Annotated in this window: 20 protein-coding genes and 1 tRNA gene; 8 read left to right on the top strand and 13 right to left on the bottom strand. The window is 64.3% G+C overall.

The features are described from left to right. Positions 1-13: 13 nt before the first annotated feature. Complete coding sequence (gene tlpA / locus NXT3_RS15950; RefSeq protein WP_037419771.1) at positions 14-688, top strand: thiol:disulfide interchange protein TlpA; 675 nt, start codon at positions 14-16, stop codon at positions 686-688. 15 nt (positions 689-703) lie between these two features. Here tlpA and NXT3_RS15945 read toward each other — a convergent pair whose 3' ends face one another. From NXT3_RS15945 to NXT3_RS15915, 7 genes are all read right to left on the bottom strand, one after another. Next, the gene (locus tag NXT3_RS15945) at positions 704-1,576 is read right to left on the bottom strand and encodes a 3-hydroxybutyryl-CoA dehydrogenase (RefSeq protein ID WP_037419783.1); all 873 of its coding nucleotides are present in this window, start codon (positions 1,574-1,576) and stop codon (positions 704-706) included. A gap of 142 nt (positions 1,577-1,718) precedes the next feature. After that, entirely contained in the window at positions 1,719-2,648 is a 930-nt protein-coding gene (locus tag NXT3_RS15940) for an electron transfer flavoprotein subunit alpha/FixB family protein (protein ID WP_095677910.1), read from the bottom strand. A 25-nt stretch (positions 2,649-2,673) separates the two neighbouring features. Next, complete coding sequence (locus NXT3_RS15935) at positions 2,674-3,423, bottom strand: electron transfer flavoprotein subunit beta/FixA family protein (RefSeq protein ID WP_104839681.1); 750 nt, start codon at positions 3,421-3,423, stop codon at positions 2,674-2,676. 289 nt (positions 3,424-3,712) lie between these two features. Beyond that, a complete protein-coding gene (locus NXT3_RS15930) occupies positions 3,713-4,504 on the bottom strand; it encodes a rhomboid family intramembrane serine protease (protein ID WP_104839680.1) in 792 nt (263 codons plus the stop codon). Positions 4,505-4,534: 30 nt separating this feature from the next. Then, on the bottom strand, positions 4,535-5,113 hold the full coding sequence (locus NXT3_RS15925) for a cob(I)yrinic acid a,c-diamide adenosyltransferase (protein WP_097527904.1): 579 nt from the start codon (positions 5,111-5,113) through the stop codon (positions 4,535-4,537). Positions 5,114-5,131: 18 nt separating this feature from the next. After that, complete coding sequence (locus tag NXT3_RS15920; RefSeq protein ID WP_012709193.1) at positions 5,132-5,335, bottom strand: twin transmembrane helix small protein; 204 nt, start codon at positions 5,333-5,335, stop codon at positions 5,132-5,134. Positions 5,336-5,356: 21 nt separating this feature from the next. Then, complete coding sequence (locus NXT3_RS15915) at positions 5,357-6,190, bottom strand: SDR family oxidoreductase (protein ID WP_037427359.1); 834 nt, start codon at positions 6,188-6,190, stop codon at positions 5,357-5,359. 150 nt (positions 6,191-6,340) lie between these two features. Between NXT3_RS15915 and NXT3_RS15910 the strand changes: the two genes are divergently transcribed. After that, positions 6,341-7,228 (top strand): YihY/virulence factor BrkB family protein, encoded by an 888-nt coding sequence (locus NXT3_RS15910; RefSeq protein WP_037427361.1) that lies wholly within the window; start codon positions 6,341-6,343, stop codon positions 7,226-7,228. Positions 7,229-7,235: 7 nt separating this feature from the next. On the opposite strand, the gene gluQRS is transcribed toward NXT3_RS15910, so the two are convergent. Further along, the gene (gene gluQRS / locus NXT3_RS15905; RefSeq protein ID WP_104839679.1) at positions 7,236-8,132 is read right to left on the bottom strand and encodes a tRNA glutamyl-Q(34) synthetase GluQRS; all 897 of its coding nucleotides are present in this window, start codon (positions 8,130-8,132) and stop codon (positions 7,236-7,238) included. 55 nt (positions 8,133-8,187) lie between these two features. Between gluQRS and NXT3_RS15900 the strand changes: the two genes are divergently transcribed. Then, a complete protein-coding gene (locus NXT3_RS15900; protein ID WP_097527907.1) occupies positions 8,188-8,835 on the top strand; it encodes a DNA-3-methyladenine glycosylase family protein in 648 nt (215 codons plus the stop codon). 106 nt (positions 8,836-8,941) lie between these two features. Next, entirely contained in the window at positions 8,942-9,499 is a 558-nt protein-coding gene (locus NXT3_RS15895; RefSeq protein WP_037388531.1) for an HNH endonuclease, read from the top strand. A 54-nt stretch (positions 9,500-9,553) separates the two neighbouring features. On the opposite strand, the gene NXT3_RS15890 is transcribed toward NXT3_RS15895, so the two are convergent. Continuing rightward, positions 9,554-10,063, bottom strand: a complete 510-nt coding sequence (locus NXT3_RS15890) for a disulfide bond formation protein B (RefSeq protein ID WP_097540656.1) — start codon at positions 10,061-10,063, stop codon at positions 9,554-9,556. 186 nt (positions 10,064-10,249) lie between these two features. Here NXT3_RS15890 and NXT3_RS15885 point away from each other — a divergent pair. Continuing rightward, a tRNA-Leu gene (locus NXT3_RS15885) sits at positions 10,250-10,335 on the top strand. Positions 10,336-10,390: 55 nt separating this feature from the next. Here the strand turns inward: NXT3_RS15885 and NXT3_RS15880 are convergent. Then, complete coding sequence (locus NXT3_RS15880; protein WP_037426546.1) at positions 10,391-11,071, bottom strand: redoxin domain-containing protein; 681 nt, start codon at positions 11,069-11,071, stop codon at positions 10,391-10,393. A gap of 248 nt (positions 11,072-11,319) precedes the next feature. On the opposite strand from NXT3_RS15880, the gene NXT3_RS15875 reads away from it, so the two are divergent. Then, the gene (locus NXT3_RS15875; protein WP_104839678.1) at positions 11,320-12,966 is read left to right on the top strand and encodes an AMP-binding protein; all 1,647 of its coding nucleotides are present in this window, start codon (positions 11,320-11,322) and stop codon (positions 12,964-12,966) included. Between the two features lie 10 nt (positions 12,967-12,976). On the opposite strand, the gene NXT3_RS15870 is transcribed toward NXT3_RS15875, so the two are convergent. From NXT3_RS15870 to secA, 3 genes are all read right to left on the bottom strand, one after another. Beyond that, positions 12,977-14,251, bottom strand: coding sequence for a GNAT family N-acetyltransferase (locus NXT3_RS15870; protein ID WP_104839677.1), 1,275 nt, complete (start codon positions 14,249-14,251; stop codon positions 12,977-12,979). Continuing rightward, positions 14,248-15,642, bottom strand: coding sequence for a lipopolysaccharide biosynthesis protein (locus tag NXT3_RS15865; protein ID WP_199773355.1), 1,395 nt, complete (start codon positions 15,640-15,642; stop codon positions 14,248-14,250). Before NXT3_RS15865 ends, NXT3_RS15870 begins: the two co-directional genes overlap by 4 nt. Positions 15,643-15,801: 159 nt before the next feature. Then, positions 15,802-18,507 (bottom strand): preprotein translocase subunit SecA, encoded by a 2,706-nt coding sequence (secA, locus tag NXT3_RS15860; RefSeq protein WP_104839675.1) that lies wholly within the window; start codon positions 18,505-18,507, stop codon positions 15,802-15,804. Positions 18,508-18,755: 248 nt separating this feature from the next. Here secA and NXT3_RS15855 point away from each other — a divergent pair, with 248 nt between their 5' ends. Both NXT3_RS15855 and argJ read left to right on the top strand, forming a co-directional pair. After that, entirely contained in the window at positions 18,756-19,610 is an 855-nt protein-coding gene (locus tag NXT3_RS15855; protein WP_097527912.1) for a peptidylprolyl isomerase, read from the top strand. Between the two features lie 257 nt (positions 19,611-19,867). Further along, the gene (gene argJ, locus NXT3_RS15850) at positions 19,868-21,109 is read left to right on the top strand and encodes a bifunctional glutamate N-acetyltransferase/amino-acid acetyltransferase ArgJ (protein WP_104840018.1); all 1,242 of its coding nucleotides are present in this window, start codon (positions 19,868-19,870) and stop codon (positions 21,107-21,109) included. Positions 21,110-21,127 lie beyond the last annotated feature (18 nt).

The following is a 21,127-nucleotide window of genomic DNA, read 5'->3' as shown; positions in this document are numbered from 1 at the left end:
TTTGGAGAATGAAATGCAAGACCAGAAGAAACGTCCTCCGGCCGTGAAGTTGTTCGCGCTCGCTGCCCTGTTTGGCGTGATCGCCGGTGCGGCTGCGGTATACGTGAAGGAGACCGGGTCTGGCAATGGCGGCGCGGCGCCGACGGCGGACGCAAGCTGCCCGCTCGCCGGCGAAAAGGTGGCAGCGCTGACGCCGCTGATGCGCGGCCAGGTGGCGGCGATGACACCGGCCGCCAATCCGCGGCCGATTGGCGGTCTCGACTTCACGGGGCCGGACGGAAAGCCGCTGACGCTCGCCTCTTTTGCCGGCAAGACGGTGCTCGTCAATCTTTGGGCAACCTGGTGCCTGCCCTGCCGCGAGGAGATGCCAGCGCTTGACGGGCTGCAGGGGGCGCTTGGCGGCCATCGCTTCGAGGTCGTCGCGGTCAACATCGACACCGGTGGCGACGACAAGCCGAAGGCCTTCCTCGACGAGATCGGGGTCAAAGACCTGCGCTATTATCGCGACGCCTCGATGGGCGTCTTCAACACGCTGAAGAAGGAGGGGCTTGCCTTTGGTCTGCCGGCCACCCTGCTGATCGACGAGAAGGGTTGCCTTATCGGTTCGATGAACGGGCCGGCCGCCTGGGACAGCGACGATGCGAAGCGGCTGATCGAGGTGGCGATAGCGCCGCCTCCGGAAAGTTAAGCGATATCGCGGGCCTCAGCGCGTCGGGACCGGAACGTCGCCGCGATAATCGTAGAAGCCGCGGCCGGACTTGCGGCCGAGCCAGCCGGCCTCGACATATTTCACCAGCAACGGGCAGGGACGGTATTTCGAATCGGCGAGGCCGTCGTGCAGCACCTGCATGATTGACAGACAGGTATCGAGGCCGATGAAATCGGCGAGCTGTAGCGGCCCCATCGGATGATTGGCGCCGAGCTTCATCGCCGTGTCGATTGCATCGACCGTGCCGACGCCCTCGTAGAGCGTGTAGATCGCCTCGTTGATCATCGGCAGCAGGATGCGGTTGACGATGAAGGCGGGGAAGTCCTCGGCGACCGTGACGGTCTTGTCGAGATGGGCGACGAATTCCTTGGCCGTCCGGAAGGTCTCCTCGTCGGTGGCGATGCCGCGCACGAGTTCCACCAGCTTCATCACCGGAACCGGGTTCATGAAGTGGATGCCCATGAAGCGTTCGGGACGGTCGGTCGCCGAGGCGAGCCGGGTGATCGACAGCGACGAGGTGTTGGTGGCAAGCAGCGCGTCCGCCTTCATGATCGGACAAACCTGGCCGTAGATCTTGCGCTTGACGGTTTCGTCTTCGGTGACCGCCTCGATTACGAGATCGGCCTGCGAAAGATCGTTGATATCTGTCGAGCCCTTCATCAGCGACAGCGCCTTCTTGCGGTCGTCGTCGCTCATCTTGCCGGAGGAAACCTGGCGGGCGAGGTTGCCGTTGATGGTCGCCAGCCCTGCTTCGATGCGGTCAGCAGCAATATCGTAGAGCTGTACCTTGTAACCGGCGGCTGCTGAAACATGGGCAATGCCGCAGCCCATTTGCCCCGCGCCAATAATTCCGATTGTCTTGATCATCGAAGCGAACATCCACTTTAGGAAATCTCGGCAGCGGCGCTGCCGAAGATGCAAAAAACCGGGCCGATGGTACGGCCCGGTACGATTGTTAATGCCAACCCGGCAGATTTTCCAGCCCTTTTCGTGCCCGAGTGCGGCGCCCTCAAAGCGCCTTTTCCAGTTCCGGCAGGACGTCGAAGAGATCGGCGACGAGGCCGTAGTCGGCGACCTGGAAGATCGGCGCCTCCTCGTCCTTGTTGATGGCGACGATCACCTTCGAATCCTTCATGCCGGCGAGGTGTTGGATGGCGCCGGAGATACCGCAGGCGATGTAGAGGTCGGGGGCGACCACCTTGCCGGTCTGGCCGACCTGCCAGTCGTTCGGCGCATAGCCGGCATCGACGGCGGCGCGCGAGGCGCCGACGGCGGCGCCGAGCTTGTCGGCGACCGGCAGGATCACCTCCTTGAACTTCTCCGAGGAGCCGAGCGCCCGGCCGCCGGAGATGATGATCTTCGCCGAGGTCAGCTCCGGCCGGTCGGAGGAGGACAGCGCGTCGGAGACGTGACTGGAAAGCCCCGGATCGGCGGCGGCCGAGACGCTCTCGATGACCGCTGAACCGCCTTCACCGGCGGCGGCGAACGAGGCGGTCCTGACGGTGATCACCCGCTTGGCTTCGCTCGTCTGCACCGTCTGGATGGCATTGCCGGCATAGATCGGCCGCCGATAAGTGTCGGCAGAGACCACTTCGATGATCTCCGAGACCTGGGCGACGTCGAGGAGGGCGGCAACCCGCGGCATGACGTTCTTGCCGACCGAGGTGGCGGCGGCAATCAGCGTGTCGTAGGAACCGGCGAGCGAGACGATCAGCGCCGCCAGCGGCTCGGCCAGGTTGTTGGCGAGCGAGGCGTCGTCGGCGACCAGCACCTTGGCGACGCCGGAAAGCTTGGCCGCCTGCTCGGCGACCCCTTTAACGCCTGAGCCGGCAATGAGCACATGCACATCGCCGCCGATCTTCGTCGCGGCGGTCAGCGCCTTCGCCGTCTGGTCGGAAAGGTGGGTGGTGTCGTGGTCAGCCAGAAGCAGAATGGCCATGATGGAAATCTCCCTTTCCTTAAACTTAAAGCACGCCGGCTTCGGACTTGAGCTTGTCGACGAGCTCGGCGACCGACTTCACCTTGATGCCGGCCTTGCGGCCGGACGGCTCTTCGGTCTTCAAGACCTTCAGCCGCGGTGCGGTGTCGACGCCGAAATCGCCAGGCGTGTGTCTGTCGAGCGGCTTCTTCTTCGCCTTCATGATGTTCGGCAGCGAGGCATAGCGCGGCTCGTTCAGGCGCAGATCGGTGGTTACCACCGCCGGCAGCTTCAATTCGACCGTCTGCAGGCCGCCGTCGACCTCGCGGGTGACGTTGACCTTGCCGTCGCCGAGCTCGACCTTGGAGGCGAAGGTGCCCTGCGGCCAGCCGAGCAGCGCCGAGAGCATCTGGCCGGTCTGGTTGCTGTCGTCGTCGATCGCCTGCTTGCCGACGATGATCAGCCCCGGCTGTTCGGCTTCGGCGACACCCTTGACGATCTTGGCGACGGCGAGCGGCTCGACCTGGTCCTCGGTCTCGACGAGGATCGCCCGGTCGGCGCCCATGGCGAGCGCGGTCCTCAGCGTCTCCTCGGCCTTGGCCGGGCCGATCGATACGACCACCACTTCCGACGCCTTGCCGGCTTCCTTGAGCCGCAGCGCCTCTTCGACCGAGATCTCGTCGAACGGGTTCATCGACATCTTCACATTGGCAAGCTCGACGCCCGAACCGTCCGCCTTCACCCGGATCTTGACGTTGAAGTCGACGACCCGTTTCACCGTTACCAGGATTTTCATGGATTCTTTCCCTCCAGCAGCGTTCGCAGGAAAATGCGCCTTAACAAAGCGGCCTGATTGTCGATTGGCGACATCGATACGCGTTTTTTCTCCAATTACAATCGCCAACCGCAACGCTAAACCGATATTAGCCCGCGAACTTTATTAACGTTTACGTACACGTAAGACAAGCTTCCGGCAAGCGGGCGGGAGGGGCCTGAGGCGGAAACCTTTCCCTGCGCCTGAAGACCGCGTAATCTGTTGAAATCGCAGCGTATAATCGTCAGATCGGGACCGCCCGCTCCGTTCCTTAGGTCGGACGGCCCCAGGGGGTCGGCGGTTTCCGCTTGCCCGGCAGGGGCGTCTCCGTTCCCTCGACAGGCCCAGACTCGTGTTCGACGGCGCGGGGGCTGACAATGGTGCGATCGAAAAGCGGCACGCCGCGGCGTCGCAAAACGATCACGAGAACGAGGCCGGCAAGGATGCCGCCGATATGGGCGGTCCAGGAGACGCTGCCGCCCGGATCGACAGCGAACATGTAGAACTGCTGGCCGATCCAGAAGGCGAGCGGGATGGCGGCGGGCAGCGGCAAGGGAATGCGGAAAAGCACGAGCACCCAGACCCGGACCTTCGGGTGCAGCAGAAAATAGGCGGCGACCACGCCGGAGACGGCACCGGAGGCGCCGATCAGCGGCGCTTCAGAGGCGGGATCGATGAGCCCGTGCGCCAGCGCGCCGGCGGCGGCGCACAGCAGATAGAACAGGAGAAAGCGGACGTGCCCGAGCGCGTCCTCGACATTGTCGCCGAAGACCCAGAGAAACAGCATGTTCATCGCCAGATGGGTGAAGTCGCCATGCAGGAAGGAATAGGTGACAAAGGTGAACTCGTCCGGGACGAGCGCAAGGGCGGGGTCGAGAATGGCGTAGTCGAACACAATCGCCGGGATGTAGCCGAAACCGAGCACGGCGGCATTGGCGAACTCCTCGGTGGCGATCGGTACGGTGAAGAGCCAGACGGTGAAATTGACGAGGATCAGCGTCACCGTCACATATTGCATGTCGATATGCTTCAGGGCGTTCCTGTCGTGCAGCGGTATGAACATGCGATCCCCGAAGCGTGATTTTGCGCGAGCCTATCTGTTCTTGCCCGGAACCCAAAGGACGTCGGCGCGTCCCATGTCGTTCGCCCAACGGGCGGCGACGAACAGGAAGTCGGAGAGCCGGTTGATATAGGCAACCGCCTCGCGGCTGACGATCTCGCCTTCGGCCTCGGCAAGCGCCACCATCTGCCGTTCGGCGCGGCGGGCGACGGTGCGAGCGGCATGGAGCGCTGCGGAGGCGGCGCTGCCGGCAGGCAGCACGAAGGAGCGCAGCGGCTCGAGATCGGCATTCAGCCGGTCGATCTCGGCCTCGAGGCGAGCCACCTGGGCGGCGACGATCCTTAGCGGCTCATAGTCCTGCTTCTCGCCGGTCTCGGGTGTGGCGAGATCCGCGCCGAGATCGAAGAGATCGTTCTGGATACGCATCAGCATCTGATCGAGATCCGGCCTGTCGCCGGTATGCTGGCGCGCTAAGCCGACGAAGGCATTCGCCTCGTCGACGCTTCCATAGGCATCGACGCGGAGATCGCTCTTCGAGCGGCGCGGGCCGGCAACGAGGCCGGTCGTGCCGTTGTCGCCGGTCCGGGTGTAGATCTTGTTGAGCTTGACCATCGTGACTTCGCTTGGTCCTCAGCTCGGCCGGCCACCGCCGGTGACCCACAGTGTCAGCATGATCAGCACGAGTGCCAGCGCCTGCAACGCTATGCGCGTCTGCATCAGCTTGTTGGACGTATTGCCGCTGCCCTTGCGGGCCATGTTCAACAGGCCGCGGATGAGCACGATCGCAACCAGGCCCATGACGAACAATGTCACGGCGGTCAGGAAACTGGGCATGTCATCGCTCCTTCTATTCAATCAGCCGAGTCGGCCGATGATACTGTAGAACAGCGCCGCCGGCAGGAGTTTCTTGAGCAGCACACCCTGTTTGGCGGGCCTGGTCACGACATAATGCGGCCTCGGCCGGCGCGACGTCAAAGCGTGTTTCAGAACGTGATAAACGGCCTCCGGTCCGAGCCTTCCGCGGACCGGCTTGCTTTCGCCGCGCAGGCGTTTCAGCTGTTTCTCGTACTCCGCCCGGTGGACGGAATTCTTGAGGTCGATGAAGCGCTCGACATAGGCAAGCGCATTGGCGGTGAACTTCGACGTGATCGGCCCCGGCTCGATCAGGCTGACCTCGATGCCGCTGCCGGCAAGCTCCATCCGCAATGTCAGCGACAGGGCCTCGAGCGCGGATTTCGAGGCGTTGTAGGCGCCGCGCCAGCGATAGGGGACGAGACCGAGGATCGACGAGCATTGCACGATGCGGCCGCCGCCCCGAGCCCGCATCGCCGGAATGACGCGGCGCGTCAGATCGTGCCAGCCGATCACGTTGGTTTCGAGCTGCAGCCGCAGCGCTTCCGTCGGCAGGTCCTCGACCGCGCCCGCCTGGCCATAGGCACCGTTGTTGAAGAGCGCATCGATCCGCCCGCCGCTCAGCGCCATCACGGCTTCCACCAGGGCGGCGATCGTCTCCGGCCTGGTATAATCCATGAGGAAGGTTTCGATGCCTTCCTGTTCGAGCTCCGCCTGGTCCTCCGGCCGCCGGACGGTCGCGAAGACGCGCCAGCCGTCGCTTTTCAGAGCGCGCGCGCAATAGGCGCCGATGCCGGATGAGCAGCCGGTGACGATAATGGTGGGGCGTTCAGACATCCGGTCGATTCCTGTAGAAATACCTGTCCCGTTTCCCATATTCACGATTGGGAAACAATTGAATTGCGCGCACTTGCGTCCTGGCGGCGCGCCGCCACAGGCATGGCGCGTAGCCGGTCACGCGGAAGGGCGGGCACCACAGGAGACGGAATGCCGGCATCGCTTCGCATCATCTGGAAGGTCGTGTTCGATGCGCTCTGGCATTTCAGCGAGGACGACGGCTGGGCGATGGCGAGCCATGTGGCCCTGTCGTCGCTGATGGCGGTCTTCCCCTTCCTGATCTTCGGCACCGCGCTCGGCAGTTTCCTCGGGGCCGACCAATTCGCGGTGACGGCCGTCCACCTGATCTTCGATGCCTGGCCCGAATCGATCGCCAAGCCCGTCGCCGATGAGATAGTCGAGGTGCTGACCATCCAGCGCGGCGGAGTCTTGACGCTTTCCGTCGTCGCGGCCGCCTATTTCGCCTCGAACGGCGTCGAAGCGCTGCGAATTGCGCTGAACAGGGCCTATCGCGTGGCGGAAAGCCGCCCGTGGTACATAACCCGGCTCGCCAGCCTCGGCTTCGTGCTTGCCGGCGTCCTGATCCTCGCCGTCATCAGCATTCTGCTGGTCGCCGTCCCGCTGGCCGTCCGCAATGCCGACCAATGGCTGCCCTGGCTCGACGCCGTGCTGGCGACCGTCGACAATTGGGGCCTGGCGCTGGCGCTCGCGATGCTGACGATGGGGCTGTTGGTGTCGCATCTGTGGCTGCCGGACGGGCACCGCAAGATCGTCGACGTGTTGCCCGGCATCCTGCTGACGCTGCTTCTGTGGTCGATCGGCGCCTATGCCTTCGCATCCTATCTGGCGGCCTTCTCCAACTATGTGGCAACCTATGCCGGCCTCGCCTCGATCGTGATCGTGCTGGTTTTCCTCTACATGGTCGGGGCGATCTTCATCATCGGCGCCGAGATCAATGCCGCCATCCTGAAGTTCAAGGTCAAGCGCATGGTGTCACGCAGCTTCCAAGGGCGCGGCGAGGGACCGCCCTCCCAATAGGACGGCTTTATGCCGCCTCCAGGACCATGGCGCGCAGTTCCGCCGGCGAGCAACCGGCGGTGCGGAAGGCGGCGATACCTGTGTCCCCGTTGCTCTTCGACAGTTTCCTGCCGTCCGCCCCGAGGATCAGGCGATGATGATGATAGACCGGCTCCGGCAGGTCGAGAAGCCGCTGGAGCAGGCGGTGGATGGAGGTTGCGTGGTAGAGGTCGCGGCCGCGCACGACATGGGTGATGCCCTGCAGGGCGTCGTCGACGACCACCGAAAGATGATAGCTCGAGGGCGCGTCCGAGCGCGACAGGACGACGTCGCCCCAGACACCCGGATCCGCCGCGATCAGGCCGGTTTCCCCGGCCGGACCTTCCCCGGTCTCGCGCCACAGGAGCGGTTCGGCAAGGCGGCCGACCGCCTTCGCCACGTCGAGCCGCCAGGTGTGGGGACGGCCGCCCGCGACGAGGTCGGCCTGCTCGCTTGCCGTCAGCGCACGCTCGCGGCCCGGATAAAGCGGCGTCCCGTCCGGATCGCGGGGCCATGCCCTTCCGCTCGCCTCATGCGCCGCCACCGCCGTTTTGATCTCGCCGCGGGTCATGACGGAAGGATAGACCAGCCCCATGGTTCTCAAGCGTTCGAGCGCTGCCGCATAAAGATCGAGCTGATCTGATTGGCGCCGCACCGGTTCTTCCCAGATGAGACCCAACCAGGCGAGGTCCTCGAAAATCGCCGCCTCGAACTCCGGACGGCAGCGCGCCCGGTCGATGTCCTCTATCCTCAGCAGGAAACGGCCGCCCATCGCGCTCGCCATGTCGTGGTTGATAATGGCTGACAATGCGTGGCCGAGATGCAGCAAGCCGTTTGGGCTTGGGGCGAAGCGGAAAACCGGTTGTGCTGGCGGCGGAACGGGCATTGTGCTCCTTTGCCATGGAAGCTGTATAAAGGTCATCCGCTATTTTGGAGGGTGCATGCGGATCATTCGCACAAGCGACGATATCGAGGCTGGCCTCGCGGGTCTCGTGATGCTCGACGCCCGCCTGGAGCACGTCCTCGACAAGGCCGGGCCGGTGCCGCTCAGGCGCACCGATCCGGGCTATCGCGGCCTTGCCAATATCATCGTCTCGCAAATGGTCTCCAAGGCGAGTGCGGCGGCGATCTGGAGCCGCATGGAGGCGTCGCTCGGCGAGATCAGCGCCGACGCCGTGCTTTCGCTTGACGACGATGCCTGCCGGCAATTCGGTCTTTCCCGCGCCAAGGCAGATACGCTGCGGCGGGTGGCGACCGCGGCGGTTACGGACGAGATCGATCTCGACGGCATCTGCAACATCGAGGCGGCCGCAGCGATCCACGAGCTGACGGCGATCAAGGGTGTGGGGCGCTGGACGGCGGAGGTCTATCTGCTCTTCTGCGCCGGCCATCCGGACGTCTTTCCCTCCGGCGACGTGGCGCTGCAGAACGCCGTCGGTCACGCGCTCGGTTTCGAGTTGCGGCCGACGGCAAGCGAAATCGATTCGCTCGCCGCCTCTTGGTCCCCCTGGCGGAGCGTCGCGGCCCGGCTTTTCTGGGCTTACTATGCGCGTGAGATGCGGCGTGATGCGCTGCCCGTGACGCCTTGAAGAGAAAAGCGAATCCTTTGTTTGGTTTTTCTTTCCGGCTTCACAATCCTGTCGCAACAGGCCTAATATAGAAGATGCAGATGCCGAATCGCTCAGGAGAATACGCTTGACGATTGCAGTCTCACCTCAGGCCCTGCCGGCGCTTGTGTTGAACGCCGATTACCGGCCGCTGAGCTATTACCCCTTGTCGCTCTGGTCCTGGCAGGACGCGATCAAGGCGGTCTTTCTCGACCGCGTGATAATCCTTGCCGAATACGAACACTCCGTCTCCTCTCCCAGCTTCTCGATGCGGCTGCCGAGCGTCGTCTGCCTGAAAAGCTATGTCCAGCCGTCGCGCTTTCCGGCCTTCACCCGGTTCAACGTCTTCCTGCGCGACAAGTTCGAATGCCAGTATTGCGGATCCCCGGACGATCTGACCTTCGACCACGTGATCCCGCGCGCGCATGGCGGCCAGACGACCTGGGAAAATGTCGTCGCAGCCTGTTCGCCCTGCAACCTGCGCAAGGGCAGCAAGCTGCCGAAGCAGGCCCACATGTTCCCGCATCAAAGGCCGTACCAGCCGACCGTGCAGGACCTGCACAACAATGGACGGCTCTTCCCGCCGAACCATCTGCACGAAAGCTGGATGGACTATCTCTACTGGGATGTCGAGCTGCAGCCGTAAGGCCGTGCCTTTTTTCAGGTCAATGCGAATATCTTGGCGTGAGCGGTTGCGACCTCACGCCTTGGCGGCGCCCCGCAGCGCGATCGCCGCGAGGATCAGGCTGGCGATGACGTTCCAGCCGGCGAAGGACAGGCCAAGGACGCGCAGCGCCGCGTCGGTGCAGGACGGAGCGTGCTTCGCGTCAAGATCGCCGAGCAGGTCGCCGACATTTGAGGAGATGCCCTGGGCGGTCGTCGCGCAGGTCGACGGACCCTCCCAGAAATGCCATTCAGCACCGGCGTGATAGACGCCGATCCCGGCGCCGACGAGCATCAGGACGCCGACGATTCCGAGCAGCGCGCGCGTCGTCCAGGCCGGCAGTTTCAGCACGCTGGCGACAATGGCGACGAGGCCGAGCGGAATGCCGTAGTAATAAGGGTCGCGCTGCATGAGGCAGAGGGCGCAGGGGATGTAGCCGCCGATATGCTCGAAACCGAGCGCGCCACCGACGGTCGCCGCCATGCCGAGCGTGACGACGAGGGCGAGAAGCAGTTGCTGGCGCGTGGCGGCGGAAGCCTCGATCATGAATACCTCGCAAGGGCGGCGAAACGGCGCCCGTCTTCTTATGTAGGTTCGGTTCCGCTGTAAATCGCCGTCACCGGTCCCCGGCCGCACGCTTTTGTGATCGCCGCTGCGAAAATCGCAATTTCTCGATTGACCGGCGCGAAAACGATCGTGTAAATCCCAAACCGCTGATATCGCTTGAGCCTTGCCCCATTGGCGGAATTGGTAGACGCGCTCGACTCAAAATCGAGTTCCCAAAAGGAGTGCTGGTTCGACCCCGGCATGGGGCACCACTCGATCCCGTCTTTCGACACCGAAAAAGATACCCCGGCGGACTTCCGCTCCGGGTCAGCGTCCGAGGTTTTCGGCGGCGGCAAGGATCTGCGCCGCGGTTGGGAAGGTGCAGAGGTCGTTCGGCCCGTCGCGCGCCTCGATTTGCGCCCAGCCGACGATGCCGGTGGCGTCGACCAGATAATGCCCGACGAGCTGGGTGCCATGGTCCGCCAGGATCGCTTTGTCCGCTTCGTCGAGCTCGAAGCCGTCGCTGGCGTTGAGGACAACGTTGGCTTCCATGGGCTGCAAAGGCTCCGGGAACACGCCGGCAGGATTGATGCGAGCCGCCTCGAACTGCGCCATCGATGCGCGATGGGGCCATTCGGGCCGCTCGCTGCTGCCATCGGGCAGGAATTCGCCCCGCGGCACGCCGAAGGCCCGGTGCGTGTGGCAATCCGGGTCGCACAGGAGCGTGACCGGCGTCGGCCGATGGCGGAAATAGAGGCGAGCGCGTTCGACCGGCGTGTTGATCACCGCCAGGGTCTCTATCCCGGCGGCGCGTAGCGCTGGCTGGAGGCCGGCAAGCTGTTCCACCTGACGTCGACAGAACGGGCAGTGCAAACCGCGAAAGAAGCCGATCAGAAACGGGCGACCGCGCAAATCGGCAAGAGAGACCATTCCTTCAGGGTTGGCCGCGGCGAGCGCGAACGAGGGGGCGGGTTCTCCCGGCTGCAGCGGCCGGATCTGGTTTGCCATGGAATACTCCTCCCTACCGCGTCATGTGGAGGTCATGCAGCATGGGTTGGCACGACTTTGACTCCGACCGCCGTCGGGCTGAGGTCGCTTGAGCTCCGCACTATACCGGAAACGGCGCTTTCGCTCTATCAGGCAAGATGCCAGCGGACCTCGTCCCTGTTCCGAGTTCCTTCACCCGGCCCGCACCCATTGAATTCCACGGGGCGAAAGTGTTAGCTGCTGCGCTGCAGCAAACTCCAGCGCGGCCCATGCTACCGAAGATCGACACATACGACGACCTCTATCGCGAATTCCGCTGGCGGATTCCGGAGAGGTTTAATATCGGCGTCGCCGTCAGCGACGCATGGGCGGCGCGTGACCCTGAACGTATCTGCCTGCAGCATTTCAGCCCGGACACCGCGCCTCATTCACTGACATACGGCGCCTTCGCGGCTCGCTCCTCGGCCTTTGCCGGCGGGCTTGCCGCGCAGGGCATCAAGCCGGGCGATCGGGTCGCCATTCTGCTGCAGCAGGGCTTCGAAGCGGCAATCGCCCATGCGGCGATCTACAAGCTCGGCGCGATCGCCCTGCCGCTGGCGCTGCTTTTCGGCGTCGAGGCGCTCAGCTACCGGCTGCAGGACGCCGGGGCGACGGCGGTCGTCACCAATCGCTTCGGCTACGAGCGGCTTGCGGCGTTCCGAAGAGAACTGCCAGAGCTTCGGCTGGTAGTGCTGGCGGAAGAGGAGGAACTGCCCGATACGGTGCTCTTCGACCGGCTGGCGGCGGGCGAGGGCCGTTTTGCCGCCGCCGATACCGGGCCGGACAATCCGGCGCTGATGATCTATACGTCCGGGACGACCGGCCCGCCGAAGGGGGCGCTGCACGGCCACCGCGTGCTGCTCGGCCATCTGCCGGGTTTCCAGTTTCACCATCACTTCCTGCCTCAGCCGGGCGACCGGATGTGGACGCCGGCCGATTGGGCCTGGGCGGGCGGGCTCTTGAACGCGTTGCTGCCGTCGCTGTTCTTCGGCGTGCCGGTGGTTTCCTCGCCGGCGCAGAAGTTCGATCCGCATGTGGCCTTCCGCATCATGGAAGAGATGAATGTGCGCAACGCCTTCATTCCGCCGACGGCGCTGAGGCTGCTCAAATCCGTCGATCGGCCCCGCGACCGCTACAGGCTCGATCTGAGAACGATCGGCTCGGCCGGCGAAGCGCTCGGGCGCGAGACCTTCGACTGGGCGAAGGAGGCGCTCGGCGTCGAGGTCAGCGAATTCTACGGCCAGACGGAATGCAACATCGTCATTTCGTCGGCCGCCGACCTCGGAGTATTGAAACCGGGCTCGATGGGCAAGGCCGCACCCGGCCATGGGGTGGCGATCATCGACGGCGAGGGGCGTGTGCTGCCGCCGGGCACGACCGGCCAAGTCGCGATCAAGCGCCCCGATCCGGTGATGTTCCTGGGCTATTGGCGAAACGTCAAGGCGACCGAGGCGAAGTTCATCGGCGACTGGATGACCACCGGCGACCAGGGCGTCATGGATCAGGAGGGTTACTTCACCTTTTTCGGCCGCGACGACGACGTCATCACCTCGTCCGGCTACCGGATCGGCCCCGGCGAGATCGAGGACTGTCTCGTCGGCCACCCGGACGTTCAGATGGCCGCGGCGATCGGCAAGCCGGACCCGATCCGCACCGAGATCGTCAAGGCCTATGTGGTGCTGAAGCCCGGTGTCGCCGCAGCCGAAGAGACCGCGGCTGCGATCCGCGACTGGGTGAAGAACAGGCTCTCCATGCACGAATATCCGCGCGAGATCGAGTTCGTCGACAGCCTGCCGCTGACCACTTCGGGCAAGGTGATCCGGCGGCTGTTGCGGGAGAGGGCTGCTGCCGAGGTGGAGGCAGCGCGCGACCGCTGATTCCGCCCCATCAGCGCCCGGCCAGCGCGCGGATCTTCTCGCGCAGTAGCCGCGCCATGTTGCGGGTGTTGCGGTAGAGGTGAAGCTGAGCCGCCACCTGGCGCACGTCGCGGTCGCGGTTCTGCTGCAGGCCGATCACCAGCGTCCCCATCTCCTCGCGCTCCTGCCAGAAGCGGGCGATCATCGGATGGTCGGGCACGGCGCAGGAATCGGAGCGGGCGATATTGGCGTCGTTGAGATGCCATTCGGTGAGTTCGGCCAAGAGCAGCTTGCCCGGCGAATATTTCGCGTAGTCCTCGTTATAGGCGGTCTTCCAGGTATAGGCCTCGCCGGCCATCATGAGCACGACCATCGCGGCGATCGCCTTGCCGTCGAGATCGAGCGTGTGGATGCGGACGCTGTCGGCTTCGGCGAGATTGGTGATTGCTTCCCGCGCGAAGGCGGCGCGGAAGCGGTCCATGATCATGGCGCTGCGTTCGCGGCCTTTCCAGCCGGAGGCCTCGAGCGCCAGGAACTCCTCCAGCCGCCAGCGGATCTCCTCCGGTTGACGCGCGACGCTGTAGGCGAGGTTGCCGTGTTTTTCGAGATTGTTCCACTGGCGTCGCAGTTCCTTGAAATGCGCCCGGCTGATCGCCTGGCGCAGATAGGTTGGACCGTCGAGCAGGCTTTCGAGCATCGGCCGTTCGAAGGTATCGGTCACCGTCAGCGGGAGGTTCTCGCCGATCGCCACGGCCCGGGCGAGCTGCGCGAATTTGCCCTTGAGGCGCACGTCCGGCAGCACCAGCACCTGCGGCATGCCGGAGGAGGGCGAGGCGAGCGCCGTATAAAGGTTGCTGATCGTCTCGGCGGCGTCTTCCGCGTCAAGCAGCGGCACGCCCAAGGGGCCGAAGGGATTGGACCAGCCGCGAATGATCGGCGCGCCGATCGAGAAGCCCGGCTTCTCGATCGAGAAAGGCATCAGGAAGCGCAGGCGGCTGCTGCGCTCGTTGCTGTCGCGGATGACGGCGAGGCGAATCACCCGATCCTCCAGCCGTGGCATGGCGGGCGCCAGGAAGCGGCCAGTGAAGAAGACGTTCGGCTCGATCGCGCGGTTGGACAGGAAGTCGAGCTCCCGCTGCAGTTCGTAGCCGGAGCGGGCCTGGTAGATGGCCAGATGCCGGCCGGACCTGCCCACCATCAAGGTCCGTTCGGCCTGCGTCGGATCGGCGGCCGGTTGCGCCAGGCCGCCAAGCAGGCGGTTCGCGCTTCCGTTCGCTTCCCCGGGGAACTGGATGTTGCCGTTCATGGCTTGATTGCCTCGTTTTCGTCATGACCGCTCCTTGCGCCGGCAAGTGCCAGGAGCGTGAAACCAAAGGTGTGCCTCACCGCCACATGCAGGATCGCCGCCTCCACGAACATCGCGCCCGCGGTCGCTGAGGCCGCTCCGGTCAAGCCGAAGAGCGGAATGAGCGTGACGTTGAGCGCGACATTGGCACCGAGCGCGGCCACATAGAGGATGACGCAGAGCTTTTGCCGTCCGGCCATCGTCAACAGGGTCTCGGCGGGGCCGACAAAGGCCTTGGCGAGGATACCGGTGAGCAGTATCGCCATCAGCGGAGCACCGGCGGGGAAGGCCGGGCCGAACAGCGACAGCAGCAGCGGACCCGCCAGCACGACGGTGCAGCCGATAGCGAGTGACGGCCAGAACGACCAGCGGGCGCTTTCGATGGCGATCTCCGCCAATTGATGCCGGTCGCGCGCTGCCATGGCCGCCGAAAAGCGCGGGCCGGCGGCCGCCCTGACCGCGAACATGACGAAATGGACGAGCGCCATGGTCTTCGCGGCGGCAAAGTAGATCGCCACGTCGTCCGGCTTCACATAGAGGCCGACGATCACGACGTCGGAATTGGTCAAGAGGAAGCCGAAACCGTCGACGAGGAATATCGGGATCGAGACGCGCAGCCAGCGGCTGAGTTCGATTTTCATCGGGCCGGGAAGGTAGTGCCGGTCGAGCCGCCAGACCATTATTGCGAACTGCCCGAGCGTCGTCACATAGGTCGCGGCAAGCGCTGCGGCCATCGCCGTCGTTGCAGCGGACGGCAGGCCCGCGACCGTTGCCAGGACCATGAAGGCGAGGATCAGCAAGGGCCGCACGAGGAAGGTCGGGCTCATTGCCGCAACCGGCCAGCTATGGGCGCGCGCCGTGCCGTCCATCACGTCGCCGAGCGCAATCATCGGCAGGGTAATGAGGCCGAGATAGAGGGGCACGAAGTAGTAGCTCTCGATTGCCGTGCCGAAGAGCCACAGACCCGCTGCGCCGATCGCGGCAAGGGCGGTTGCGGAAAGGAGGGCGAAGATGCGCGCCGTCGTCGTCAGGCCGCGGATTTCCGGAAGCTCCGAAGTGGTGCTGTATTCCGGCAGGAACCGGATAACCGCGGTGGGGAGCCCGAGGCAGGAGAGATTGCCGAACAGGACCGTCATCACCCAGACGAAGATGAAGATGCCGTATTCGAACTCGCCCATCAGGCGCGCGAGAAAGATCTGCGAGGCGAAGGCGATTGCCGCGCTTAGGATGCGGATCGCAAAGGCGATCAGCGCCATGCGCTGGGCGCGACTGCGGGTATCGGAGCCGGTGAGCACGGGCAGGAGCCGCTGCACGGAATCGGACAGGCGGTGCCTCAGCGCCGACGGCAGCATTCGTCCGGCCGTTTGACATACCGCCATCAACACGAAGACACCCTGAGATTACGCAATACAGGGCATCACTTCTGCCAGAACAGCGTTAACAAACGGTTCAGCAGGCCGCTCTGCGGCGCGGTCTCGGACGCGAAAATGCCGCCCGGAGGCGGCATCTCGTCAGGCTTCGTAGCTTCCGTGGCAATGCTTGTATTTCTTGCCCGAACCGCAGGGGCAGGGCTCGTTGCGCCCGACATTGCCCCAAGTGGAGGGGTCTGCGGCGTTGCGCTTTGCCGGGGAGGCGGCGCCAAGCGCCACCTGCGCGAAGTCGTCCTCGCCGGTAATCGGGTCGAAATGATGGGCTTCCATAGGCGGCAGCGGCTGCGGCTCCTGGGGCGCCTCGCGCACCAGTTCGACGCGCATCAGCTGCGCCGATACCGCCTGGCGGAGATTGACGAGCAGGGCCTGAAAGAGCTCGAAGGCTTCGGACTTGTATTCCTGCAGCGGGTCGCGCTGGGCGTAGCCGCGGAAGCCGATGACCGAGCGGAGATGGTCGAGGTTGACGATGTGCTCGCGCCAGAGGTGATCGAGCGTCTGCAGCACGACCGAGCGCTCGACATATTGCATGATCTCCGGCCCGAAGCGCTCGGCGCGTTCGGCGGCGGCCTTGTCGGCGGCGGCGGTGATGCGCTCCAGAATGTCGTCCTCGGCGATCCCTTCCTCGGCGACCCATTCGGTAATCGGGAGGTCGAGGTTGAGGTATTGCTGGACGTCGGCCTTAAGTCCTTCCGCATCCCACTGCTCGGCATAGGCTCGCTCGGGAATGCGCTTGGCGACGATATCCCCGATCACTTCGTTGCGCATGTCGGTGACCGTCTCGGTGACGCTTTCCGCGTCCATGAGTTCGAGACGCTGCTCGAAGATGACCTTGCGCTGGTCGTTGAGCACGTCGTCATATTTCAAGAGGTTCTTTCGGATGTCGAAGTTGCGGGCCTCGACCTTCTTCTGGGCGCGTTCGAGCGCCTTGTTGATCCACGGATGGACAATCGCCTCGCCCTCCTTGAGGCCCAGTTTCTGCAGCATGCCGTCCATGCGGTCGGAGCCGAAGATGCGCATCAAATCGTCCTGCAGCGACAGGAAGAACTTCGAGCGGCCCGGGTCGCCCTGGCGGCCGGAGCGGCCGCGCAACTGGTTGTCGATGCGGCGGCTTTCGTGGCGTTCGGTGGCAAGGACATAAAGGCCGCCGGCGGCGAGCGCCTTGTCCTTGAGCTTCTGCACCTCCTCGCGGATCGCCTTTTCGCGCGCATCGCGCTCGGGGCCGGGCTCGACCTCGGCCAGTTCCTGCTGGATGCGCATGTCCGGGTTGCCGCCGAGCTGGATGTCGGTGCCGCGGCCGGCCATGTTGGTTGCGATGGTGACGGCGCCCGGCACGCCGGCCTGGGCGACGATATAGGCTTCCTGCTCGTGGTAACGGGCGTTCAGCACCTGGAATTTCGAGAAGCCGCTCTTCTTCAGCATATCGGCGAGCAGCTCGGACTTCTCGATCGAGGTGGTGCCGACGAGCATCGGCTGGCCGCGCTCGTGGGCCGCCTTGATCTCGTCGATGATCGCCTTGTACTTCTCGCCCGCGGTGCGATAGACCTCGTCGTCCTCGTCGAGGCGCTTGATCGGCAGATTGGTCGGCACTTCGACCACTTCCAGGCCGTAGATGTTGCCGAATTCCTCGGCTTCCGTCGCCGCGGTGCCGGTCATGCCGGCAAGCTTTTCGTACATGCGGAAGTAATTCTGGAAGGTGACCGAGGCGAGCGTCTGGTTCTCGGGCTGAATCTGCACCTTTTCTTTGGCTTCCAGCGCCTGATGCTGACCTTCGGAGTAGCGACGCCCCGGCATCATGCGGCCGGTGAACTCGTCGATGATGACGATCTCGCCGTTGCGCACGATATAGTCTTTGTCACGCGTGAACAGCTTGTGCGCCTTCAGCGCGTTGTTGACGTGGTGGACGATCGCCACGTTCTCGATGTCGTAGAGCGACTCGCCCTTCAGGAGCCCGGCTTGGCGCAAGAGGTTTTCGAGCTTCTCGGTGCCCTCCTCCGAGAAATTGGCCGAGCGCTGCTTTTCGTCGATCTCGTAGTCTTCCGGCGACAGCAGCGGAATGAAGTCATTGATCGTATTGTAGAGATCCGAGCGGTCGTCGAGCGGGCCGGAGATGATCAGTGGCGTGCGCGCCTCGTCGACCAGGATCGAGTCCACCTCGTCGACGATCGCGAAGAAGTGACCGCGCTGCACCATCTGGGCGCGCTCGTATTTCATGTTGTCGCGCAGATAGTCGAAGCCGAGCTCGTTGTTGGTCGCGTAGGTGACGTCGCAGGCATAGGCGTCGCGGCGCTGCTCGTCGGTGAGGCCGTGGACGATGACGCCCGTCGTCAGGCCGAGGAAGCCGTAGATCCGCCCCATCATGCTGGCGTCGCGCTGGGCGAGATAGTCGTTGACGGTGACGACATGCACGCCCTTGCCGGCGAGCGCGTTAAGGTAGACGGGCAGCGTCGCCACCAGCGTTTTGCCTTCGCCGGTCTTCATTTCGGAGATGGAGCGCTCGTGCAGGATCATGCCGCCGATGAGCTGGACGTCGAAGGGACGCAGGCCGAGAACGCGGCGGGCGGCCTCGCGCACCACGGCAAAGGCCGGCACAAGGAGGTCGTCGAGGGTCTTGCCTTCGCCGAGTTGGCTCCGAAACTCCACCGTCTTTGCAGCGAGCGCTTCGTCGCTCAGCGTTTTCATGTCGGCTTCGAGAGCGTTGATTGCGTCCACCCGACCCTGGTAGCCGCGGACGCGGCGATCGTTGGCGGAACCAAACAACTTGCGGGCAAGGCCGCCGAGACTGACCATCCGAATGGTCCTTTCCTTATTTATCGCCCTGGGAGTTTCAGGTCCGGCTCGAAAAACCGTCTAATGCCGTGAAACGCCCGGAAACTGTTCTGGACGCGAGGTTGCGTGACAGATAAGAGGGGGGTCGGATTATGTCAACGCACTTGCGCGGCCGGACGGCTACAGAACCGCCACATTCTGGTGTTGTGCAGCCCCCTCGAAGGGCCGGAGGCAATCGCGCTGGCGGCCAATGGTGAAAGGTAAGAAACATGTCTAGATACAAGACCCTGGCGGCCGCGGCGCTGGTCGCGATGATGGCCGCAGGCGTCGCCCGCGCCGAAGGGACCGATCCGGTCGTCGCGAAGGTCGGCGGGCAGGAAATCCGTCAGTCGGAGCTTGATCTCGCGATCACCAGCCTCGATCCGCAGCTCCAGCGGATGCCCGACGAACAGAAGCGCGCCGCAGCCCTTTCCGCCGTCATCGACGTCAAGCTGCTCGTCAAGGATGCCGAGAAGGAAGGCCTGCAGAACGACGCGACCTTCAAGCAGCGTGTCGCCTTCCTAACCGAGCGCGAACTTCACAACGCCTTCTTCAAGAAGCACGTCGTCGATGCGGTGACGAAGGAAGAGGTCAAGGCACGCTACGACAAGGAAATCGCCGCCATCCCGGCGCAGGAAGAAGTCAAGGCCCGCCACATCCTCGTCAAGACCGAGGACGAGGCCAAGGCGATCATCAAGGAACTGGACGCCGGCAAGAGCTTCGTCGAACTCGCCAAGGCCAAGTCCACCGATCCGAACAAGGACGATGGCGGCGACCTCGGCTACTTCACCAAGGGCCGGATGGTGCCGGAATTCGAGACGGCTGCTTTCGCGCTCGAGAAGGGCAGCTATACAAAGATGCCGGTCAAGACCCAGTTCGGCTTCCACGTGATCCTGGTCGAGGACAAGCGTCCGCAGGCGCCGCCGACGCTCGAGCAGGTCGAGCCGCAGGTTCGTCAGCTCGTCATGCGCGACAAGTACCTTGCGCTGCTGGACACTGCCAAAAAGGCGACCGGCGTCGAGATTTCCGATCCGGCGCTGAAGAAGGCCTATGAAGACGCCGGCAAGGCGCGCCAAGGCCAGTAGCTTTTTCGGGGCCGCCACCCTCAAGGACGGTCCCGTGCCAGAGCGGAGAAGAGGCGTTCGTCGCGCCAGCCGCTCGTCAAGACTAGGATCGGGATGCCCGGCGGCTGAATGTCGCTCGGGCATTTCTCGCACCATTTGGAGCGGGATGAGGAAAAGTGTGCGCGGCGTTCCGCGCGCATCCCGCTCTGAAACAATGGAAAAGATCACCATGGTTGCCCGTAACCATGGTGATCAGAGGCATTCAAACAGGGTTCGCCATGTCCGGTACCGTTTCTCCGCTCGCTCCGAAAACCTTTGCTGAAATGCCGCCCCTTCGCGGCGTGCGCATGGCGACCGCCGCCGCGGGGATCAAGTACAAGAACCGCACTGACGTGTTGATGATGGTCTTCGATCAGCCGGCGGCGGTGGCCGGTGTCTTCACGCGTTCGAAGTGCCCGTCCGCCCCCGTCGACTTCTGCCGTAGAAATCTCCCGGGCGGTCACGCACGTGCCGTGGTCGTCAATTCGGGCAATGCCAATGCCTTCACCGGCAAGAAGGGCAAAGAGGCGACCGAACTCACCGCGCAGTCCGCCGCCCGGGCGGTCGGCTGCAATGAGGGCGAGATTTTCCTGGCCTCGACGGGCGTGATCGGCGAGCCGCTCGACGCCACCAAGTTTGCCGGCGTGCTCGACGGGCTCGCGGCATCGGCCAAGGAGGACTTCTGGTTCGAGGCCGCCAAGGCGATCATGACCACGGACACCTATCCCAAGGTCGCGACCCGTAGCGCCGAGATCGGCGGCGTCACGGTCACCATCAACGGCATCGCCAAGGGTGCCGGCATGATCGCGCCGGACATGGCGACCATGCTTTCCTTCGTGGTGACCGATGCCGACATCGCACCCGCCGCACTGCAGGCGCTGCTTTCGGCCGGCGTCGGCCCCAGCTTCAATTCCGTGACGGTCGACAGCGATACGTCCACTTCCGACACCTTGATGCTGTTTGCCACCGGCGCTGCGGCCAAGGACGGGCAGGCGAGGGTGGAGGATGCGGGCGATGCGCGGCTCCAGTCCTTCGGGAGGGCGCTCAACGACCTGCTGCGTGACCTGGCGCTGCAGGTCGTGCGCGACGGCGAAGGCGCGCGCAAGATGGTGGAAGTGACCGTCGAGGGCGCTGAGAACGACGCTGCCGCCAAGCGCATCGCGCTTTCGATCGCCAACTCGCCGCTTGTCAAGACGGCGGTTGCCGGGGAGGACGCCAACTGGGGCCGGGTGGTCATGGCGGTCGGCAAGTCCGGCGAGATGGCCGAGCGCGACAGGCTGGCGATCTGGTTCGGCGACGTCCGCGTCGCCGTCGAGGGCGAGCGCGATCCGGCCTATTCGGAAGCGGCAGCGACCGCCGTGATGAAGGGCGAGGACATTCCGATCCGCGTCGACATCGGCCTCGGTCCGGGTCGCGCAACGGTCTATACCTGCGACCTCACCAAGGAATATGTCGAGATCAACGGCGATTACAGAAGCTGATGCGGTCGCTCGCTTGAT

It is taken from the genome of Sinorhizobium fredii (assembly GCF_002944405.1).
Taxonomy (GTDB): domain Bacteria; phylum Pseudomonadota; class Alphaproteobacteria; order Rhizobiales; family Rhizobiaceae; genus Sinorhizobium; species Sinorhizobium fredii_C.
The sequence above is the reverse complement of the archived record's forward strand: the minus strand, read 5'-3'. Positions and strand labels throughout refer to the sequence as shown.

What these genes read in the sequence shown, in the direction of transcription:
- argJ (WP_104840018.1), top strand. Translation starts at nt 19,868, where the DNA reads ATGTCCGGTACCGTTTCTCCGCTCGCTCCGAAAACCTTTGCTGAAATG.
- gluQRS (WP_104839679.1), bottom strand. Translation starts at nt 8,132, where the DNA reads ATGCCCGTTCCGCCGCCAGCACAACCGGTTTTCCGCTTCGCCCCAAGC.
- NXT3_RS15915 (WP_037427359.1), bottom strand. Translation starts at nt 6,190, where the DNA reads ATGTCTGAACGCCCCACCATTATCGTCACCGGCTGCTCATCCGGCATC.
- NXT3_RS15875 (WP_104839678.1), top strand. Translation starts at nt 11,320, where the DNA reads ATGCTACCGAAGATCGACACATACGACGACCTCTATCGCGAATTCCGC.
- NXT3_RS15940 (WP_095677910.1), bottom strand. Translation starts at nt 2,648, where the DNA reads ATGGCCATTCTGCTTCTGGCTGACCACGACACCACCCACCTTTCCGAC.
- NXT3_RS15880 (WP_037426546.1), bottom strand. Translation starts at nt 11,071, where the DNA reads ATGGCAAACCAGATCCGGCCGCTGCAGCCGGGAGAACCCGCCCCCTCG.
- NXT3_RS15900 (WP_097527907.1), top strand. Translation starts at nt 8,188, where the DNA reads ATGCGGATCATTCGCACAAGCGACGATATCGAGGCTGGCCTCGCGGGT.
- NXT3_RS15870 (WP_104839677.1), bottom strand. Translation starts at nt 14,251, where the DNA reads ATGAACGGCAACATCCAGTTCCCCGGGGAAGCGAACGGAAGCGCGAAC.
- secA (WP_104839675.1), bottom strand. Translation starts at nt 18,507, where the DNA reads ATGGTCAGTCTCGGCGGCCTTGCCCGCAAGTTGTTTGGTTCCGCCAAC.
- NXT3_RS15920 (WP_012709193.1), bottom strand. Translation starts at nt 5,335, where the DNA reads ATGCCCAGTTTCCTGACCGCCGTGACATTGTTCGTCATGGGCCTGGTT.
- NXT3_RS15945 (WP_037419783.1), bottom strand. Translation starts at nt 1,576, where the DNA reads ATGATCAAGACAATCGGAATTATTGGCGCGGGGCAAATGGGCTGCGGC.
- NXT3_RS15855 (WP_097527912.1), top strand. Translation starts at nt 18,756, where the DNA reads ATGTCTAGATACAAGACCCTGGCGGCCGCGGCGCTGGTCGCGATGATG.
- NXT3_RS15890 (WP_097540656.1), bottom strand. Translation starts at nt 10,063, where the DNA reads ATGATCGAGGCTTCCGCCGCCACGCGCCAGCAACTGCTTCTCGCCCTC.
- NXT3_RS15925 (WP_097527904.1), bottom strand. Translation starts at nt 5,113, where the DNA reads ATGGTCAAGCTCAACAAGATCTACACCCGGACCGGCGACAACGGCACG.
- NXT3_RS15935 (WP_104839681.1), bottom strand. Translation starts at nt 3,423, where the DNA reads ATGAAAATCCTGGTAACGGTGAAACGGGTCGTCGACTTCAACGTCAAG.
- NXT3_RS15865 (WP_199773355.1), bottom strand. Translation starts at nt 15,642, where the DNA reads ATGCTGCCGTCGGCGCTGAGGCACCGCCTGTCCGATTCCGTGCAGCGG.
- tlpA (WP_037419771.1), top strand. Translation starts at nt 14, where the DNA reads ATGCAAGACCAGAAGAAACGTCCTCCGGCCGTGAAGTTGTTCGCGCTC.
- NXT3_RS15910 (WP_037427361.1), top strand. Translation starts at nt 6,341, where the DNA reads ATGCCGGCATCGCTTCGCATCATCTGGAAGGTCGTGTTCGATGCGCTC.
- NXT3_RS15930 (WP_104839680.1), bottom strand. Translation starts at nt 4,504, where the DNA reads ATGTTCATACCGCTGCACGACAGGAACGCCCTGAAGCATATCGACATG.